The sequence below is a fragment of the Deinococcus metalli genome (assembly GCF_014201805.1).
In the GTDB taxonomy this organism is placed as follows: Bacteria; Deinococcota; Deinococci; order Deinococcales; family Deinococcaceae; genus Deinococcus; species Deinococcus metalli.
In genome coordinates, this window is record NZ_JACHFK010000003.1 from 134,024 (window position 1) to 152,539 (window position 18,516).

Below are 18,516 nucleotides of genomic sequence, written 5' to 3' on the forward strand. Positions count from 1 at the left end.
GCCCACCCCCACGAGGAGGATTCCATGAGCGAGCAACGCGACCTCCACACCTACCTCCAGCGCGCCACCCGTGGCCTGCGCGCCGCACAGCGGCTGGAGGTGCGCTCGGAACTGCTCGGGCACATCGAGGCCCGGGTGCAGGAGTTCCGGCTGGCCGGGTCCGGCGACGCCGAGGCGCTGCGCCGCACCCTGACGGAACTCGGCGCGCCCGCTTACGTCCGCAGCGGCATGCAGCGCGTGTACGTGTGGCCGCAGGCGGCGCGCGGCAGCGTGCTGGGCGCGCTGGCGTGCGCGGCGGTGGCCGCCATGCTGCACCTCTCCAGCGTGCTCGCCCAGGTCGAGGGCTACCACCCGACCTTCACGCCGCTGCCCGGTCCGTACACCTACGTCGACACCGGCAGCCTGTGGAGCGAACTCCGCCGGGCCGGCGTGACCGTCCAGGGCGCGCCCACCGCGCCGGTCCTGCGCCTGCCCGGCGTGGACACGCCCGTCGCGGTCCTCCCGCAGGACGACGCCGGCGGCACCTTCGTGAACCGCAGCGTGATCCGCGACTACGCCAGCGGCCGCACCTTCCTCGACCTGAACGCCGTGATCGCCGCCGTCAGCGCCGCCGGCATCCGCGTGAGCGTGGAGGGCTGGCAGAATCCCACCCTGCACCTGGGCAGCGTGAGCGTCACGCTCGGCACCCCGGAGCAGCCGCTCGACGCGTACACCCTGTACCGCGCGGTGCTGCTGCCGCTCACCCGGACGCTCGGCGTGGCGGGCCTGCGGTCCTCGCGCGAGGACGACATGAACGTGTTCAGCCACCACACCCTGAGGGTCGACGCGCCCCCCGGCACGCTGTACGCGCTCGCCAGCGTCCGCCGCCTGTCGCGCGGCCTGGCACGCGGGGACGCCGTGGTGCTCGCCTACGACCTCGCCCAGGTGGACGCCGACGGAACGCTGCACCTGCGCATGCCCTACGACCTCGCGCAGCTCACCCGCACCGCCGACGCCGCGGACCTGCGCGCCGACGCCGCGTGGCTGCGCGCCGCGCCCGATGCCGACGCGATCACCTACGCCACGTCCGCCCATCCGGCGCACGCGCTGCTGCTGCGGCTCGACGGCCGCCTGAGCGGCGACGCATACACGGTCGAGCCGCAGACCGGCCCCAGCGCGGGTGAGCAGTACTGAGTGCTCACCGTGGCCCGGGGGTCACGCCCGCCGCACGACCAGCGGGCCGCGGGGCCCCAGCGTGAGGCCCGGCAGCGGCGCCGGATCGCCCCGCACGGCCCGCAGCGGCGGCAGCGCGCCCAGCACGCCGTGAATGAGCATCTGCGCGAGGTGCATGCCCAGACACACGCGCTCGCCCCCGCCGAAGGGCAGGTACGCCCACGGTGGCGGCCTGTCCGCCCAGCGCTGGGGCCGGAAGTCCAGCGGGGCGTCCCACAGCGCCGGGTCGCGGCCCGACAGGTACGGCGAGTACAGCGCGAGCGCTCCGCGCGGCACGCGCACGCCGTTCCACGTGACGTCCCGCGCCAGGCGGCGGCTGCCCATCCACCCCGGCGGGTACAGGCGCAGCACCTCCCGCAGCACCGCCGGGTGGTGCTCCGGCACGTGCCACTGCGGCTCACGCGCCACGTGCCACAGGGCGTACGCGAGCGCGTGCGTGGTCGTGTCGTGCGCCGCGGCGAGGCTCACGCGCGCTTCGACCAGTCCGCCCGGCAGCGGGGCCAGGACCGCCAGCAGGTCGTCCCCGCCCGCCGTCAGGCGCGCGTGGCCCAGGCGGCGCAGCTCGGCGTCGACGCGCAGGAACAGCAGCGGCCGCGGCCACGCGGGCACCGGGAACGGGCGGCGCAGCGGCGCCAGGAACGCGTGCAGCAGCCCCGGATCGAACTCGCCGCCGAAGTACGCCGCGTTCAGCAGCCGCAGCACCGCGTGGTCCGCCCACGCCAGCGCGTCGAACTCGCCGTCCGGGACCGCCGGCAGCGCGGCCCGCGTGCGCGCCTCCAGGGCCGCCAGGTGTGCCCGTCCGAAGCCCGGGTTCATCAGCTGTCGCCGCGGCGCGTGCCCCGGCGCGTCCGTCAGGATCACGCCGCCCGCCAGGTACGGCACCACCCGCGAGAAGCTCCCGGCGCTCACGAAGGTGCCCGGGTCAGTCAGCAGCCGCCGGTTCCATGCCGGCGAGGCGCCCACGACGGCCGGCAGGCCCAGCCGCAGCCGGAATACGTCCCCGCCGGATCGCCGCGCCGCGAGCGCACCTGCCTCGATCAGCGCCAGGGGCGACAGCGCCCAGTCCTGCAGGTGCCCGTTGCCCGGACGGGTGGGCGGCTCCGGCAGGGCGTCCAGGCCCCTCAGAACGGCCACACCTCGCCCGCGTCCGGCACGTCCAGCCCGCCCAGATCGTCGAAGGGCAGGCCCAGCAACTGGCCCGCGCCGTTCCAGCCCGACAGCACGCTCAGGGGTACGCCGCCGCCCGGATGCACGGTGCCGCCCACCTGCACGAGGTTGCGCACCTGCGAAAACGTCCAGCCGGGGCGCAGGCTACCGCCCAGGCCGTGCGGCGCCCGGCCGTACAGCGCGCCGCTCCGCGCGGTGCGGGCGTAGTCGGCCGGCGACAGCGCCACCCAGTCCGTGACCTCCAGCGGGTGGCGCTCCTGCAGCCGGCGCAGCAGGAAGGCGCCGTACACCTCCGGCTCGTCCGTGACGCCGGGGTCCGGCGGGGCGTTCACGAGCAGGAAGGCCCGCTCGCCGTCCAGGTGCAGGTACAGCGTCGGGTCGCGCGGCAGCCGGCCGGTGCGCAGGTCGCGCCACTCGCGGGCATAGTCCTGCGGCCAGTAGATGTGGTGGGCGCGCCCGTGGTCGCCGCGCAGGTGCAGTTGCAGCGCGAACCCGCTCACGCCGCGCGGCGTGGCTTTCTCCTCCAGACCCAGCCAGCCGAGCGTGAGCGCGCGGTCTGCGGCGCTCACCCACGCGTCGGCGGCGAAGGAGCCGCGCGCGGTGTGCGCGCCCAGCACCCGGCCGCCGTGCGTGCTGAGCGACTCCACGTCTGTGCCGAACTCGAAGCGCACGCCCAGCAGCTCGGCCTCGGCGTGCAGGCGCCGGGCGAGGTCCAGCAGGCCGCCGTGCAGGTGCCACACTCCGTACCCGAGTTCCACCCACGCGATGTTGTGCAGCACGGCGGGCGCGCGGTACGGATCGGCGCCCAGGTACGTGGCGAAGCGCAGCCAGAACGGCGTCAGGAAGCGGCTGGACCGCACGTAGCGGCGCAGCGGCGTCAGGGGCGCGGCCCCGCGTCCGTGGCGCAGCGCGTACGCCGCCAGCCCCACGCGCGACGGGGGCGGCGCGAACAGGAAGGTGCGCGCCGCCCCCACGTACATGCGCCGCGAGGCGTCCAGCAGCTGCGTGTAGCGGCGGCCCTCCGCCTTCGAGAGTTGGGCGACGGTGGGCTCGATGCTGCCCGCCACGTGTAGCGCCTCGGGCGCGAAGGTGCGGCCGTCCACGGCGTGGTACGTGGTCGTGGGCCGCGCTCCCTCCAGCGTGGGCGGCGCCCATCCCAGCCGGGCATGCAGCGCGCGGAACACCTGCGGCATGGTCACCACGGTCGGCCCGCTGGAGAAGTCCGGGAAGCCCAGCGCCGCCTTGCCGCCGGGACCGTCCAGGTGGTCGAGCACCGTGACGCGCACGCCGGCGCGGGCCAGCCGCAGCGCCGCCGCGAGGCCCGCGAACCCCGCGCCGATCACGGCCACATGCCCCACGGTGCGCCGGTTTGCCACCCGCCGAGCATAGACCAGCCGCACCCCGGGGCCGTCGCGGGCGCCACAGTCGCCCGGGCCGGGTGTCAGCGCGGCGTGCTCAGCGTGTACGCCAGCAGCGGCCATGAGTTCAGGGCCGTGCCGCCCCGGGCCACGCTCAGGCGACCGCCCGGCGTGCCCCCGGCCTGCGGATTGCCCACGCTGAGGGTGTACGTGTAGCCGCGGCGAGACCACGTGTAGACCTCGCGGCCACTGACCCGGGTGTGCGCGCCGCCGGTCAGCGTGACGCCGGGGGTGCCGTCGCGGTTGCGGCTGGTGTAGGTCACGCGCCCGCCGGCCTCGAACACCACCACCGAGTGCTTCGCGGTGGCGGCCAGGACGGCGGCCTGCGGCACGTAGCGGCACGTGAAGGTGCCGTCCGGAACCCGGAACCCGTTCACGTGCGTCATGCGGTACGCGGGGTCCTGGACGTTCTCGATGTTGCTGGAATGCACGAAGTCCCCCGGATCGGCCGGTGAGGGGCGACCCGGGACGGTCAGCGGCGTGTAGACCTGCCCCGCGCCCGGATCGTCCCGGCCTACCGTCACGGGCGTGAGGGTTCGTGTCCCGCCCACCCACTGGGCCAGCGTGCCGGCCCCCGGAGCCGTGGCGGGCGCCGCCAGCGCCAGCACCCGCGCCGGCGTGTCGCACCAGAAGCGCACCGGCCGGGAGCCGCCGAGGTCCGCCACCGAGACCTCGCGGAAGCCCGCCGCCAGGCCGGCAGAGGACAGCAGCAGGCCGAGGAACGTCGCGCCGGTTCGGAGGGCAGTCATGCCAGAGCTTAGGGCCTGGGCCCTGATTCACGCCTGACGGTAGCGCCGACCCTTCCACACGACGGTGCGGCGCAGCGCCAGAACGTACACCGGCAGCGCCAGCAGCGGCGTGAGCGGTCCCAGCAGGCCCTCGAGCAGGTCGGCGCGGCGTGTCCGGCCGCTGATGACGTTCACGGCCACCCGCTCCAGCATCCCGGCCACGCGCAGGGCGCGCCAGCCTGGCACACGCGCGAGCCACGGCAGCGTGTACACCGCCAGATGGGCCGCCGCGCTCAGCACCAGCAGCGGCCGCGAGCCCACGTGCAGCGGCAGGGCGTTCTTGGCGAAACCCAGCACCGACTGCGGGTACGACCGGTACATCCGCACGGAGATCAGCGCGCCGCCCAGCGCGACCGCCAGTCGCCCGCCGCGCGCCTTGACGTGCCGCGCGAAGGCCGTGTCGTCCAGCACCTCGCGCCGCACCGCCACGAAGCCGCCCATGCCCTCCAGGGCCGCGCGGCGCAGGGCCATCACCTGCCCGTTCGCCATGCTCGCCGCCGGTTGCGGCAGCCGGATCAGCGGGTACGGGAAGTACGACAGCACCGCGCTGTCCACCAGCGGCGTCAGCAGCCGCTCGCCGGGCGTGCGGGGCGCCTGGCGCGGCTGCACGCTGAGCAGGTCGGCGCCGCTGTGTTCCAGCTCGTTCAGCACGGCGTCCAGCGCGCCGGGCTGCCACGTCACGTCCGCGTCCACGAAGACCAGCACGTCGCCGGACGCCGCGTGCAGCAGCTGCTGGCATGCCCACGGCTTGCCATACCAGCCGTCGGGGCGGGGCGCGCCCGGCACCACCCGCGCGCCCACGGACGCGGCCACCCCGGCCGTGCCGTCGTCGGAGCAGTCGTCGAGCACCAGCACCTCGTCCGCGCCCTGAGCGAGCAGGCCCGGCAGCGTGTGCGGCAGGGTATGGGCCTCGTTGCGCGCCGGAACGAGCAGCGACACCCGCGGCCGGGCGGCCGCCGGCGGAGTCTGGCGTAGCCGGGGGAAGGCCGCCGCGTTCAGCAGCAGCACCGCCGCCTTGGTCGCCAGCCACCCGAAGGCCAGCGCGCGGTACACGCGGCCGGGAAGGGAAGGAGGACGTGCCACCCCCGGACTATGCCGGGCAGCCGGCGCGGCACACCGTCTGCAAAGCTCCCTTCAGCGGTCGCCGGTGATCCGGGTCAGCAGCCGCGCGGGCCAGTCCACCCGCTCGTGCACGCTCGCGCGTCCGGCCGCGACCCGCAGGTACCCGGCGAGCGGCTCCTCCGGATCGCCCGCCCGCAGCTCGGCGTCCAGGGCGGCCACTTCGCGGTCGATGGACGGTGCCAGCCCGGCGGCGTCCGTGGGCATGCCCATCCGCACGTACGCGTCCGGACACTGCCCGCCGCGCATCACCACGCGCAGGGCCACCGGCACCAGCGCCGACCCGGCGTGCTGCGCGATCCACGCCGCGCCCGGCTGCGCGGCCCGCAGCGGCCCGGCGGGCTGAACGCCGCCCTCGGGGAAGACGACCACCCACGCGCCCGCGCGCGCCGCCCGCACGGCGTCCCGCACCTCGCGGGCGTCCAGGGCACCCATGCGGCGCAGGAAGGGAAAGCGCGAAAGCTGCCGCCCGGTCATCAGCACCCGGAAGTCCGCGCCCGCCCACCACGCGAGTTCGCGCAGCACGTACCCGTCCCACCACGAATGGTGGTTCGGCGCGAGCACCGCTCCGGCCGCCGGCAGCGGGCCGCGCAGCCACACGCCCTCCAGGCCGCCGCGCACGCTGCGGCGGATGCTGGCGCGCAGCAGCGCCGTCGCCCAGGGGTGGCGCTCACGCGTCACGGCGCGTCACCCGCCCCGCCAGCGCCAGACCCGCCAGCATCGCCGCAAGCGTCACGGCGGCCTCGGCGGGGCGGCCGACCAGCACCAGGCCGCCCGGCAGGAAGAAGGTCTCGACCGCGTACACCGCCCGGAAGTCCACGCGGCTCGCCGCCGGGCGCGGCAGCAGGCTCACGGTCGGTCCGCCGCCCAGCGGGAAGGCCCGCGCGAACCACGGCAGCGCCCACGCCCACTCCAGGGTCGGGCGCCCGAACAGCCGGGGCGACAGCCCCGTGAACAGCCACGCCAGCAGTGCGCCCACTCCCCACCAGCCCACGAAGTTCTCCAGCGGCGCGCCGGCCCACACGCCCAGCGGATCGTGCCACGACCAGTACCCCTGCGCGGTCATCAGGGGCTCCAGGCCCACGTCCCACAGCAGCATCAGCAGGCCCGCCAGCCACGGCCGCCCGCCGGACAGGCACGTGGCGGTCACGGTCAGGGCGAACCACCCGAGCGGCACGATCAGCGGCACGCCCAGCAGCGCCGGGCCGGGCGCCCCCGCGTACGAGTAGTCCCCGAAGGGAATCCCGGTGCGGCTGCCCGCGACCTCCACGCCCAGCCCCACCGCAAACGCCAGCGCCGCCATGATGCCGGCCTTCGCGGCGTTCTCGCGCTCCCACACGAACAGCAGGGCCGCCACGAACAGCGCCCCGGTGCTCGCCAGGCCCAGCACCGGAAACAGGGCCGGCCACAGCGGCACCGGGATCTTCAGCGCCGCGTACAGCGCCACGAACCACATCCACGGGGCGGTCTGCCCGGCCAGCGCGCGGCCCCGCTGCGCAAGCGTATACCCAAAATTCCGGCCCAGCGCGTCCCCCGCCAGTGCCGCGAGCGCCGAGAGCGGCAGGCCCAGCGCGATCAGCGCCCAGCCCGGCGCGTGCCCGGCGATCACCAGCAGGGCGCCCACGAACGCCACGCCCAGCGCCAGGATCGCCAGTCCGGCACGGAGCACGGTGGAGGAGACCGTCATGGTTCTAGCGCCACCGTCGGCGCGTCAGGTCGTTCACCAGGATCCGCGCGGCGTTGCGACCCGACGCGCCCATGATGCCGCCGCCGGGGTGTGTGCTCGCGCCGGTCAGGTACAGGCCCCTGACGCCGGGCCAGCGGTAGCCGCTGGCGTTCATCCACGGACGGAACGAGAACATCTGGTCGAAGCTCATCTCCAGGTGCATGACGTTGCCGCGGTGCAGACCGAGGTTCGTTTCCAGCCACTGCGGCGTCTGTACGAGTTCCCCGACGATGGTGTCGCGCGTGCCCGGCGCGTAGTGCTCGAAGGCGTTCAGGATGTTCTCGCGGGCCTCGGCGGTTCTGGTCTCCCAACTTCCGCTGCTCAGCTCGTAGGGGTAGTACTGCGCCCACAGCCACAGCGCCTCCCCGCCCGGCGGGGCCAGCGAGTCGTCCACGGCCGAGAAGCTCATGGCGATCAGCGGCGGATCGGCCGTGGGTTCGCCCGCGAGGTACTGCCCGTAGCCCTTCATGAGCTGCTGCTCGTTCCTGATCAGCAGGCCCAGGCCCACGCGGCTGTCGGGTTCGGTGTGGTGGCGGTACTTCACCCGCTCGCTCAGCGCGAGCCGCAGCACCATGCCGAAGCCGTTCCCGACCCGCACGTGCCGCGCGGCGGCCGGCACCACGTCGTCCGGCAGCGCGCCCGCCGTGGTCAGCACGTGCGCGCCGGACACGACTGCTCGCGCCGTGTACGTCTCGCCGTTCTCCAGCCGGATGCCCTGTGCCTGGCCGTCCCTGACCAGAATGTCCTTCACCGGGGCGTTCACGAACACCTGCCCGCCGTCGGCCTCCACGGCGCGTTTCAGGGCCTGCGTCAGGCCGCCGCTGCCGCCCTTGGGCCGCGCCACGCCGCCCTCGTGGTACAGCGGGTGCCACAGCAAGAAGGGTGCGCTGAGGGGATCGCTGGGCGGGGGACCGCTCTGGGCCGCCATCCACACCAGCGGGGCGCGCACGCGCTCCTCCGTGAAGTACTCGCGCGCCACGTCGCCGTACGGGCGCAGGATGCGTGGGAGCTGCGTCGTCCACTCGCGGCCCTTACCGCTGCTCAGGACCATCTTGCCCATGTCCAGCGGCCCCGGCGCGCTGTTGAACAGGTCGGCCACCGCCCGCGCGAACGGTGTCCAGTCGTCCAGAAAGCGCGTGTATGCCTCGCCCTGGCCGGGAAACAGGTCTTCGAGCTCCCGCGCCGTGCGCGCCGCGTCTCGGTGCACGAACCACGGCGTCTCGCCGTCCGACGCGTGGAACATCGGATCGACCTCCAGATAGTGCAGGCCGTGGCGGGTCAGTTCCAGTTCGCGCACCACCGGCGTCAGGCGGATCAGGATGTGCGCGCTGCCGCCGTAATCGAACCGGTAGCCGGGCACGAGTTCCTCCGTGCTCACCGCCCCGCCGACCACGTGCCGGCGCTCGAACACGCCGACCTTCAGGCCCGCCTTCGCGGCGTACGCGGCGGTCACCAGCGCGTTGTGGCCCGCGCCCATCACGATCACGTCGAAATCCGGCATCGGGGCTCAGTGTGGCACGCGGCCCCGGCGGCCGAAGGTCAGCAATGCGCCAGAACGCCGATGCGGGCAAGGCCCCGGGCGGCGCACCCTGGGGCATGACGCCCTTCACCGTCCGCCGCCTGCGCCCCGGCGACGAGGCCGCGCTCGCGGCCGTGGCCCGCGACGAGACCGACTTCACCGGCGAGGACCCCAGCCCGCCCCTGAATGTGGAGGACGCCCGCGCGTACCTGAGCGATCCGCACGTGTGGCACTGGCACGCCGACGACGCGTCCGGGCAGCCCGTGGGCTTCCTGATGGCGTACGTACACCGGCAGCGGCACGGGGAGGCGCGGCACGTGATGTTCGAGGAGATCGGCGTGCGTGAGGGCTGGCGGCGGCGGGGCGTGGGCCGCGCGCTGGTGGACGCCCTGCACGCCCAGATGCGCGCCGAGGGCGTGGCGCTGGTGTGGGTGCTGGCCGACAACGACGTGGCACAGGCCTTCTACGAGGACGCCGGCTACGCGGTCACGGACCTTCAGGGCGTGATGCTGGAGCGGGAGGTCTGACCAGACCGACAGATCGCGGCTCTGATTGACAAAACATAGTATTTATACAACAATGCGTCATATGGTCGCTAAGTCGGGCCGGCCCGCCGCCCCCACCCTCTACAACCGGCTGCCGGTGCTGCGCGCCGAACGCGGGCTGTCCCGGCAGGAACTCGCGGCGGCTGTGGACGTCAATTACCAGACCATCGGCTACCTGGAACGGGGCGAATACGCGCCCAGCCTGGACCTCGCTCTGCGCCTCAGCGAGTTCTTCGCCCTTCCGGTCGAGGCGATCTTTTCGCGCACGCCGTTCGCTCCCCTGAGCGCGCAGGTCTATGGAGGTCAGGTATGAACGCCACCCTGTCCGCACCCCGTCCGCTGCCCAGCCGTCAGTTCCGCCGCCGGATCGTCGTGTGGTACGGCGCGGGCCTCGTCACCATGTCCGCGATCAGCGTGCTGGGGCTGTTTGTCCCGCACCAGGGCGCCGCGTGGATCCTGATGCTGCTGACGTACATGGCGGCCATCATCCTGTCCATCGTCAGCGGCCTGAGGCTCAGTCGCCCCGCCCTGCTGGGGTTGCCCGATGACGACGCCGCTCAGGACGAACGCCAGCGTGCCCGGCTCGCCGAGGTCATGGCCGCCGCCTACCGCGTCCTCTCGGTGGTCCTGCTGGTGGGACTGGTGGCGCTGCTCCTCGTGGACGACGGTGTCCTGCTGCGGATGCGCCGCACGTCCGTCGGACCTGGGCTGGCCGTCGCCCTGATCTTCCTGCTCACCTTCCTTCCCTCGGCGGTGCTGGCCTGGACCGAGCCCGATCCGGACAGAGAAGCGTAAGACATGGGGGGGTACGCTGCCCCCATGTTCGGTCGCCGCGTTCCGCCCCACATCGTGTTCGCGTTCAGTGCGCTCCTGGCCGTGGTGTGCGCCGCGCTGGCCCTTCTCGCCGTGCGCTCGCACGCGTGGGTGTGGGTAGCGGTGGGCGCGGTCCTGGCCGTGTGGTTCGCCGTGGACGCCGTGCGCTCGTACGGCTGGGCGCAGAACAAGAAGGTACTCGACGCCGAGAAGGCCGCCAGAAACGCCCAGAACCACTCGAAGCGCTGACGCACACGGGGCAGGGACCGCCGGGCACATTGTTCCGGCGGCCCCTGCCCGTCCGTCAGTCCGCCCTGATCCAGTAGGTCATGGGTTTGGGCGTCTCGACGTGGTCGCCCACGTCCTGCCACGACAGGGTGGTCGTCAGGTCCGGGCGCTCGACGTAGCCGCGCGCCGCCCAGAAGGCGTGCAGCGTGCGGTAGGGGTGGGGCCGTGCGGGGTGATCCTCCGGGCGCTGCACCGCGCAGAAGGCGGTGGTGCCCAGACCCAGCCGCCGGGCGTGCGCCTCGCGGTGGTCGAAGAAGGCGTGTCCCAGGCCGCGCCCGCGGTACTCGGCCCTCAGGACGCTCTCGCCCAGGTACAGGATGTCCGCCGGGTCGAACTCCGGCGGGTGCAGCGGCGCGCGCAGGGCCTCGGTCTCCTGCGTCAGTGGCAGGGCGCTGCTCGCGCCCACGATCTCCTCGCCGTCGCGGGCCAGCACGATCAGCGCGTCTGGCGTGTCCAGCAGCGGGCGCAGGTACGTCTCCTCGTAGGCGGCGCTGCCGTCGTACAGGTACGGGTACTCGCGGAACACCTCGATGCGCAGCCGCGCCAGTGCGGGCAGAAACGGCGCGAGCTGGGGGCCGCTCACCGATTCGACGCTCAGGCTCAAGCGCCCGCCGTCCCCGCGCCCACCTGCCGCGACCAATCCGCGAGGTTGTAGTAGTTCGTCACCCGCGCGATCTTGCCGCCCCTGATCTCGAAGAACGCCCCGACCGGCAGGGCGTACGTCTGACCGGCCGCCGCGGGCAGGTCGCCGTCGGTCTTCAGGTACGTGCCGTGGATCGTGAACTCGGCGGCGGCGCGCGTGCCGTCCCCGCTGACCATCACGGTCACGTCCTCGGCGCGCTCGCGGTAATGCTCGTCCATGCGCGCCAGGAAGGCGCGGAAGGCGGCCTGCCCGGTCTCGGTGCCGCCCTCGTTGATGTCGTGGCGGACGTCGTCCGTCAGCAGGGCCAGCATGCCGGCGGCGTCGTCGGCGTTGAACGCGGCGTAGTACGCCCGGATGAGCTTCGCGGTATCGTCGGTCATGACGCGCAGGATACCCACTCCCGGTCGTCGCCTCCGGGCCGCGCCGGGCGCGCCGGCGACCTCAGTGGGCGTTCATGATCGGCGGCATGATGGAAGACAAGTTCCTGACAGAGTGGGGGTAAGGGTGCGTACCCCGGCGCTGTTGCCTTGACACACCCGGCAGTCTGCTACTTTAGGGACGAATTACATGCCCAACGCGGCTGGAGGGGATTCCGGCTCGCTGACAATGGAGGAACGCCCGCGTGAAATCAAAGCGCTACATGATCACCCGTCCCTGCCTGCAGGAAGGCAGCCTGAGCCTCCTGAAGTACCTGGACTCCACGTTCCCCACCAGCGGCCCGGCCGTGTTCGTGGACGACAGGGGTGATGAACACGCGGTGCAGATCGACCGCGAGCGCATGGAAGTCCGCGGCCTGGGTCCGCTGTACCACGCCCAGCACCTGAACGTGAACGACGTGCTGCTGATCACCAGCCTGTCGCCGTCGCGCTATCAGGTCGAGGCGATCGTGAAGCCCTACGCCCCGCCGCCGGTGCAGCGCCGCGAGCAGGCCGCGCCCACCGAGACCCGCCGGGTCGTGGTGTCGTCCACGCCGCACGTGCGCGAGATCCGCATGCAGGAGGTGCGCGTGCCGGTGCTGCGTCCCGCCGATGCGGCCGACGCGCCCACCGAGCCGCGCCCGGAACCCCACGCGGCCCGTCCTGAGCCCGTCCGTTCCGAGGCCCCGCGACCGGAGGTGGCCCGCCCCGAGGCGCCGCGCGCAGAGACCGCCCGTCCGGAGCCCGCCCGCGGCCCGGCCAGCCAGGGCCGCGCTGCCCCGGACGCGGGCACGCCGGCTCCGCGCCGGGTGGACGTGCGGTTTCCCGAGCCCGCGCCGCAGCCCCGCGCGCCGCGCGCTGCGGCGGCCCGGCCCGCCGGTCAGACGGTCAGCGTGGACGAACAGCTGAGCGAACTCGGCCGCCTGACCGGCTACCACGTCGAGACGCTGGGGAGCGGCGTCACGCGTCTGAAAGCGGACCTGGGCACGCACGCGTACGCGGTGCTGGTCGCCACCACGCCCGCGGCGCTCAGCGCGCCCACGTGGCGGGAGAGTGCCGATTACCACGTGCAGCTGTGCTCCGAGTCCGAGCGTCCCGACGGCCCGCCGCGCCTGACGCGCGAGGCGCTCTCGGCGCTGATCGAGCACGCCCGGCTGGCCCCGCTGTCGCCGGTCGATCTGCGCGGCTACTGGAAGGCGGGCGGCATGGACCTGGAGTCCGCCGCGAGCATCTCGGAACTCGTGAGTTCGTACATCGCGCAGCGCGGCACCTTCAGCTCGGTGCTGCTCAAGCTCTCGCAGCAGCCGGCGCACTCGGTGGTCAGCGTGCAGCGCTTGGCCGAGCGGCTGGGCAGCGGCGTGAACTTCGCGGAGCTGGGCAGCGTGCTCGACACCCTGACCCGCCCGCCCTTCCAGGCGCTCACGCCGCTGCCCGGCGGACAGTACCTGCTGCGCGTGGGCGTGGGCGACCTGCTGACGGACCTGGCCGACTACGCCGACGGCGTGCGCCGCCGCGTGCGCGTGCCCGCCCGCGCCGAACAGGTGGTCGTGTAGGCCGCAGGGCCGGCACCGGCAACCGCGTTCCCGCGCACCTTCCTCCCGTCACCGCGTCCCTACACTGGCGCGGTGACGCCGTTTACGCCCGCCACGCCGCCCGCCGACCTGCGCCGGGCGCTGCTCGCGTGGTTCGACGCGCGGGGCCGTGACCTGCCGTGGCGGCGCGGGCCGGAGGGCGCGCGTGATCCGTACCGCGTGTGGGTCGCGGAGATCCTGCTCCAGCAAACGCAGGTGGTGCGCGGGCTGCACTACTACGACCGCTTCCTGGCCGCCTTCCCGGACGTGCACGCCCTGGCCGCCGCGTCGGAGGACGCCGTGCTGAAGGCCTGGGAGGGCTGCGGGTACTACGCCCGTGCCCGCAACCTGCGCCGGGCCGCGCAGCACGTGGCCGCCGAGGGCTTCCCGAGCACCTACGACGGCTGGCTGGCGCTGCCGGGCGTGGGGCCGTACACGGCCGCCGCGATCAGCAGCCTGGCGTGCGGTGAGGCGCGCGCCGTGAACGACGGCAACGTGCGGCGGGTGCTGGCGCGCGTGCACGGCGAGGAGAGGCCCACGGAGGCGTGGGTGCAGGCCCGCGCGGACGCCCTGCTCGACCCGGCGCGGCCCGGCGCGTGGAACGAGGCGGTCATGGACCTGGGCGCGACCGTGTGCACGCCCCGGTCGCCCCACTGCGCCGAGTGTCCGCTCGCCGCCGCCTGCGCCGCGCGCGCCAGCGGCCACCCCGAGACCTACCCCGCCCCGAAGGTGCGCCCCGCCGTGCAGGACGTGCACGCGGTCGCCTTGCTGATCGGCGACGAGGAGCGGGCGGTGCTGGAGCGGCGCAGCGGCTCGCTGCTCGGCGGCCTGATGGGGCTGCCCACCGAGCCGCTGGCCGCCGGCGAGGCCGCGGCAGACGCGCTGGCCCGCGTGTGCGCGCGGCTGGGCGCGCGGCCGGGACCACTGCTCGGGCAGGTGACGCACACCATGACGCACCGCCGCGTGACCCTGCACGTCTACGCCGCCGACGCGGACGCCCCGCGCCAGAGCGTCGCGCAGGCCGCGCTGTCCCGCCTGGACGTCAAGGCGCTGGCCCTGCCGGCGGCCCGGCGGGGCTCGCTGTTCGCCGGATGAGCGTCCCGGCCGCGCTCCTTAAGGCCGATGCCCCGGCGCGCCGATGGGGGTAGACTGACCCCGCTTATGACCAGGACACCCGTGAAAGCTGCCGTCCGGACGCTGCAGAGGGCGCGGACCGCGGCGCGCGGCGCCCTGCTGTGGGGCTACGAGCAGCGGCTGGCGCGCGAGGTCGCGGCGCACGGCCGGCTGCCCCGGCACCTGGGCCTGATCCTCGACGGCAACCGCCGCTACGCCCGCGCGGCCGGCATCCAGCGGGAACTGGGGCACTCCTTCGGCGCCGACAAGGCTCACGAGGTGTTGCAGTGGTGCCTGGAACTCGGCATTCCGGCCGCGACCATCTGGGTGCTGTCCACCGACAACGCCAGCCGCGACAAGGACGAGATCGCGCACATCCTGATGCTGCTGGAGCAGGAGGCGCGCAACCTCGCGACCGATCCGCGCATCCACGCCAACGGCGTGCGGGTGCGGGCCATCGGGCAGCACGACCAGTTCCCGCCGACCGTGCTGGCCGCCCTGCGCGACCTGGAGGAGAAGACCGCGCACTACCAGGGCATGCGTCTGAACATCGCGGTCGGCTACGGCGGGCGCGAGGAGATCGTGGACGCCGTCAAGGCGCACCTGCTCAGCCAGGCGCGGGCCGGCGCGGGCCTGGACGAGGTGGCCCGTTCCCTGCGCCCCGACGACATCAGCGCGCACCTGTACACCGCCGACACGCCCGACCCGGACTTCATCATCCGGACCAGCGGCGAGATCCGGCTGTCGGGCTTCATGCTGTGGCAGAGCGTGTACTCGGAGTACTACTTCTGCGACGTGTACTGGCCGGGTTTCCGGCGCGTGGACTTCCTGCGCGCCCTGCGCGACTTCCAGGGCCGCGACCGCCGCTTCGGTAAGTGAGGTCCGGGGGCGCGGCCTGATTCCGGCCGGCCACACCCAGGGCCACAGCAGACCGGTGAAGGGGCCTTAAGAAACGTCGGCGCGGAGTGCTGGCGCCCTCACCCCACTTGGGGGGGACATTCCCACCGAGGCACGGCGTCAAACCGTGGATTTGCCCACGATGTAAAGGAGTTCACGTTGACCTCCGGCACCTGCCGCCGGTGCGGGCCGCCGGCGCGGCGCAGGGCGCGGCACGGGTGTAAGCCGGGCGTAAGACGGCGGTTTTTAGGCTCCAGGCGTGCAAGTTGCCCGCCCCGCCGCGCTCCGCCCCGTTTCCCGGAGGTCCGATTCCCGATGACCCGCCGCATCCTCGTTCTCGCCCTGCTCTCCGGCGGTGCCCTCGCCCAGGGCGCGGAGCCCCTGACCCTGAACCTCGTGATGTCGCTGGTCAGGAACGTCACCGTGGACGGCAAGGTCACCGAGCAGACCGTCGAGAACCCTGGCAGCGTGTTCCCCGGCGACGTGCTCCGTCAGGTCGTCACGGTGAGGAACAACACCGGCCGCGCCATCCAGAACGTGCCGGTCAGGCTGCCGGTGCCGCGCAGCACCACGTACCTCGCCGCCGAGCAGGGCGTGAACGTGGCCCGCACCGAGTACTCGGTCGACGGCGGCAAGACCTTCGCGCCGGCCCCGCTGATGAAGACCGTGACCGTCACCGAGAACGGCAAGAGCGTCCGCCGGCAGGTCGAGGTCAAGCCCAGCGAGTACACCGCCGTGCGCTGGGTGCTCAGCGCCCTGCCCGCCGGCCACAGCGTGAAGCTCGGCTACCGCGTCCAGGTCCGCTGACCCAGGCCCGGTCGGCGCCGCGCGCCGGCACCCTGCCCCCACACCACATCCCCGCTCCGCACGGAGCGACGCCAGGAGGACCATCCAGTGAAAGCCACTCCCACCCTACTCGCCGTGATGAGCGCGCTCGCCGTCGGCAGCGCCGGCGCGGCCACCACCAACACCACGGCCGGCCAGATCATCACCAACCAGGCGACCGCGACCTTCACGGACCCGACCTCCACCACCGGCGCGGCGGCCACCCCGATCACCTCGAACAAGGTCGAGACGGTCGTGCTGCCCAAGCCCGGCTTCGACATCCAGTACGCCGACGGCAGCGCCGACGACACCACCGCCACCGCGCCCGCCGCCACCTACGACAAGACCGGCGTGCTGCCCGGCGCGACCGTCACGACCGCGTACGTCGTGGTGAACACCGGCAACGTGAACGGCTACGTCGTGAACGTGGCTCCGGACAGCACCGGCGGTGTGGCGCCGCAGGCTGTCGCGTACTACCTGGACGCCGACAACGACGGCACCCCCGATTCCAGCACGCCCATCACCTCGGTCACGCTCAGCGCCGACAACCCGAATACCCCCGCCGACGAGGGCGTCGTGCGCATCCTGCAGGTCATCACGGTGTCCAGCTCCGCGCCGACCGGCGCTCAGTACTCGGCCAGCCCGGCCGGCAGCGCGCCCGCCGGCACCGTGTCCGTGACGGACGGCACCGGCGCCACCACCTCCTACCCCTACGGCAGCCTGACCGAGGCGCAGGCGAACGCCGGCAGCGTGAACGGCGACCTCCAGTACACCCGCGTGAAGGTCTTCACGCCGACCGTGTCGGCCGGGCCCTACGACGCCGATCCCGCCACGCCCGGCCAGCAGGCGCCCACCAGCACGGTGGTCGTGCCGCCCTCGGCCACCACCACCATCGATCCCAACAACCCCACCTCGGCGCCCGGCACGCCCAGCAGCCCCAGCGACCCCACGCAGCCCGGCTACACCGACCCGGCCGTGGCGAGTTCGACGGGCTCGACCGCGATCACGGTGTCCGGCAACGTGCAGGTCGCGTACCCGCCGGCCGACACCGACACCCTCGCCGACAGCGTGAAGTTCCGCAACAGCGTGACCACGCCCAGCGGCTCGCCCGCCGACACGGTGAACGTGTTCCCCCTGGACCCCAGCAAGAACGTGGGCGACGTGGGCTACGGCCTGCCCTACGGCACCAACAACGGCGACGGCTCGTTCACGCTGCCGGACGGCACCACCGTGAAATTCCTGAACGCCGACGGCAGCGCCGCCACGCTGGTCACGTCGCCGGTGGACGGCAAGAAGTACCCGGTGGTCAGCGTGCCCGCCGGCGGCGGCACGACCGGCTACATCACGCAGGTCACGTACCCGGACTCGAACAGCCTGAGTGACCCCACGCCCATCACGGTCGTGGTCGGCACGGACTCCGGCAACGACTACAACCTCGTTGCCGACGGCAGCACCACCGACCGCATCCTGCCGCCCGCGCTGCAGTTCGGGGACAGCAACGGCACGCAGACCCCGCCCACCGCGAACGCCGCCTCCGCACCCACCGAGACCGTCACGCCCGGCGCGGCCGTCAGCAGCGGCGCGCCCAGCGCCGGCACCACCACCGACTCCTCGGCGGTGTTCCCCATGGACATCGCCAATCCCGGCGAGTACGCCGACACCTACACCCTGTCCGGCAGCGTGAGCGTGCCGCTGTCCAGCGGCACCACCCAGACCGTGAGCGTGAAGTACGTGACGGCCACCGGCGCGGAACTCGCCAAGAACAGTGCCGGGGGGTACGTCACCCCGGTCGTGGACCCCAACACCGAGTACAAGGTGTACGCGGTCGTGGACATCCCAGCCGGCGCCAAGCTCACGCTGCCCGGCTCGCCGCTGCTCGTGTCGCAGACCGCGACCGGCAACTACAGCACCATCACCCTGAGCGACACCAACGACAAGATCCTGGTCGGCGTGATCGGCGGCATCACCGTGAACAAGTACCAGGCGGTGGGCGCCGCGCCCTCGCTGAACGCCGCTGCCCAGGCCACCAAGAGTGCCCTGCCCGGCGCGACCATCTACTACGCGATCGTGGCGAGCAACTCGTACAACGACTCGGTCAAGAACTTCGTGCTGAGCGACGCGGCGGGCAGCGGCACCAACGTGTACTCCTTCACCACCTTCAAGGCGGCCAGCGTGAGTGTCACCGGCTTCCCGGCCGGCGCCAAGGTCATGTACCGCGTGAACGGTGCGGGCAGCTTCAGCACCAGCGCGCCTGCCGCGGGCAGCGTGACCAGCGGCGTCGAGGTCGCCATCGACACCGACGGCGACGGCGTGCTGGAACCCACCACCGACGACGTGTTCCCGTCCGGCGCGAGCATCACCCTGAACATCCAGGCCACCGTCAAGTAAGCCCCGGTCCGGCGCGCCCCACCCACGTTCGGGGCGCGCTACTTTTTTCCGGCAGCTCAACAGCAGAG

The 18,516-nt window shown here is 73.4% G+C and carries 19 protein-coding genes; 10 read left to right on the plus strand and 9 right to left on the minus strand.

The annotated features are described in order from the left end of the window. Positions 1-24 precede the first annotated feature (24 nt). Positions 25-1,173 (plus strand): hypothetical protein, encoded by a 1,149-nt coding sequence (locus HNQ07_RS07690; protein ID WP_184110374.1) that lies wholly within the window; start codon positions 25-27, stop codon positions 1,171-1,173. Between the two features lie 21 nt (positions 1,174-1,194). Here HNQ07_RS07690 and HNQ07_RS07695 read toward each other — a convergent pair whose 3' ends face one another. From HNQ07_RS07695 to crtO, 7 genes are all read right to left on the minus strand, one after another. Continuing rightward, positions 1,195-2,337, minus strand: a complete 1,143-nt coding sequence (locus tag HNQ07_RS07695) for a cytochrome P450 (RefSeq protein WP_184110899.1) — start codon at positions 2,335-2,337, stop codon at positions 1,195-1,197. Continuing rightward, a complete protein-coding gene (gene crtD, locus HNQ07_RS07700) occupies positions 2,334-3,737 on the minus strand; it encodes a carotenoid 3',4'-desaturase CrtD (RefSeq protein WP_373297977.1) in 1,404 nt (467 codons plus the stop codon). The genes HNQ07_RS07695 and crtD overlap by 4 nt, the downstream gene beginning before the upstream one ends. 83 nt (positions 3,738-3,820) lie before the next feature. Continuing rightward, positions 3,821-4,546, minus strand: coding sequence for a hypothetical protein (locus tag HNQ07_RS07705; RefSeq protein ID WP_184110376.1), 726 nt, complete (start codon positions 4,544-4,546; stop codon positions 3,821-3,823). 27 nt (positions 4,547-4,573) lie between these two features. Continuing rightward, positions 4,574-5,668, minus strand: a complete 1,095-nt coding sequence (locus HNQ07_RS07710; protein ID WP_229831897.1) for a glycosyltransferase family 2 protein — start codon at positions 5,666-5,668, stop codon at positions 4,574-4,576. 51 nt (positions 5,669-5,719) lie between these two features. Next, entirely contained in the window at positions 5,720-6,385 is a 666-nt protein-coding gene (locus HNQ07_RS07715; protein WP_229831896.1) for a lysophospholipid acyltransferase family protein, read from the minus strand. Next, positions 6,375-7,391 carry a carotenoid biosynthesis protein gene (locus tag HNQ07_RS07720; RefSeq protein WP_184110377.1) on the minus strand — a complete coding sequence of 339 codons (1,017 nt, stop codon included), beginning with the start codon at positions 7,389-7,391 and terminating at the stop codon, positions 6,375-6,377. Before HNQ07_RS07720 ends, HNQ07_RS07715 begins: the two co-directional genes overlap by 11 nt. Positions 7,392-7,395: 4 nt before the next feature. Continuing rightward, complete coding sequence (gene crtO, locus HNQ07_RS07725) at positions 7,396-8,931, minus strand: beta-carotene ketolase CrtO (RefSeq protein WP_184110378.1); 1,536 nt, start codon at positions 8,929-8,931, stop codon at positions 7,396-7,398. A 95-nt stretch (positions 8,932-9,026) separates the two neighbouring features. Between crtO and HNQ07_RS07730 the strand changes: the two genes are divergently transcribed. The 4 genes from HNQ07_RS07730 (at position 9,027) to HNQ07_RS07745 (ending at position 10,556) form a co-directional block, all read left to right on the plus strand. Next, complete coding sequence (locus HNQ07_RS07730) at positions 9,027-9,476, plus strand: GNAT family N-acetyltransferase (protein WP_184110379.1); 450 nt, start codon at positions 9,027-9,029, stop codon at positions 9,474-9,476. A 61-nt stretch (positions 9,477-9,537) separates the two neighbouring features. Continuing rightward, positions 9,538-9,807 (plus strand): helix-turn-helix transcriptional regulator, encoded by a 270-nt coding sequence (locus HNQ07_RS07735; RefSeq protein WP_184110380.1) that lies wholly within the window; start codon positions 9,538-9,540, stop codon positions 9,805-9,807. Next, on the plus strand, positions 9,804-10,289 hold the full coding sequence (locus HNQ07_RS07740) for a hypothetical protein (protein ID WP_184110381.1): 486 nt from the start codon (positions 9,804-9,806) through the stop codon (positions 10,287-10,289). Before HNQ07_RS07735 ends, HNQ07_RS07740 begins: the two co-directional genes overlap by 4 nt. Before the next feature lie 24 nt (positions 10,290-10,313). Continuing rightward, positions 10,314-10,556, plus strand: coding sequence for a hypothetical protein (locus tag HNQ07_RS07745; protein WP_184110382.1), 243 nt, complete (start codon positions 10,314-10,316; stop codon positions 10,554-10,556). A gap of 55 nt (positions 10,557-10,611) precedes the next feature. Here HNQ07_RS07745 and HNQ07_RS07750 read toward each other — a convergent pair whose 3' ends face one another. Together HNQ07_RS07750 and HNQ07_RS07755 are read right to left on the minus strand one after the other, a co-directional pair. Beyond that, entirely contained in the window at positions 10,612-11,199 is a 588-nt protein-coding gene (locus HNQ07_RS07750; RefSeq protein ID WP_184110383.1) for a GNAT family N-acetyltransferase, read from the minus strand. Further along, positions 11,196-11,618, minus strand: coding sequence for a ketosteroid isomerase-related protein (locus tag HNQ07_RS07755; protein ID WP_184110384.1), 423 nt, complete (start codon positions 11,616-11,618; stop codon positions 11,196-11,198). The genes HNQ07_RS07750 and HNQ07_RS07755 overlap by 4 nt, the downstream gene beginning before the upstream one ends. Before the next feature lie 242 nt (positions 11,619-11,860). Between HNQ07_RS07755 and HNQ07_RS07760 the strand changes: the two genes are divergently transcribed. The 5 genes from HNQ07_RS07760 (at position 11,861) to HNQ07_RS07780 (ending at position 18,448) form a co-directional block, all read left to right on the plus strand. Continuing rightward, on the plus strand, positions 11,861-13,207 hold the full coding sequence (locus HNQ07_RS07760) for a hypothetical protein (RefSeq protein WP_229831895.1): 1,347 nt from the start codon (positions 11,861-11,863) through the stop codon (positions 13,205-13,207). A gap of 72 nt (positions 13,208-13,279) precedes the next feature. Continuing rightward, positions 13,280-14,320 (plus strand): A/G-specific adenine glycosylase, encoded by a 1,041-nt coding sequence (mutY, locus tag HNQ07_RS07765; protein WP_184110385.1) that lies wholly within the window; start codon positions 13,280-13,282, stop codon positions 14,318-14,320. A gap of 66 nt (positions 14,321-14,386) precedes the next feature. Next, on the plus strand, positions 14,387-15,217 hold the full coding sequence (locus tag HNQ07_RS07770; protein ID WP_184110386.1) for an isoprenyl transferase: 831 nt from the start codon (positions 14,387-14,389) through the stop codon (positions 15,215-15,217). A 333-nt stretch (positions 15,218-15,550) separates the two neighbouring features. Then, complete coding sequence (locus HNQ07_RS07775) at positions 15,551-16,042, plus strand: hypothetical protein (RefSeq protein ID WP_184110387.1); 492 nt, start codon at positions 15,551-15,553, stop codon at positions 16,040-16,042. An 87-nt stretch (positions 16,043-16,129) separates the two neighbouring features. Beyond that, positions 16,130-18,448: a beta strand repeat-containing protein gene (locus tag HNQ07_RS07780; protein WP_184110389.1), complete on the plus strand. Its 2,319-nt coding sequence runs from the start codon at positions 16,130-16,132 to the stop codon at positions 18,446-18,448. Positions 18,449-18,516 lie beyond the last annotated feature (68 nt).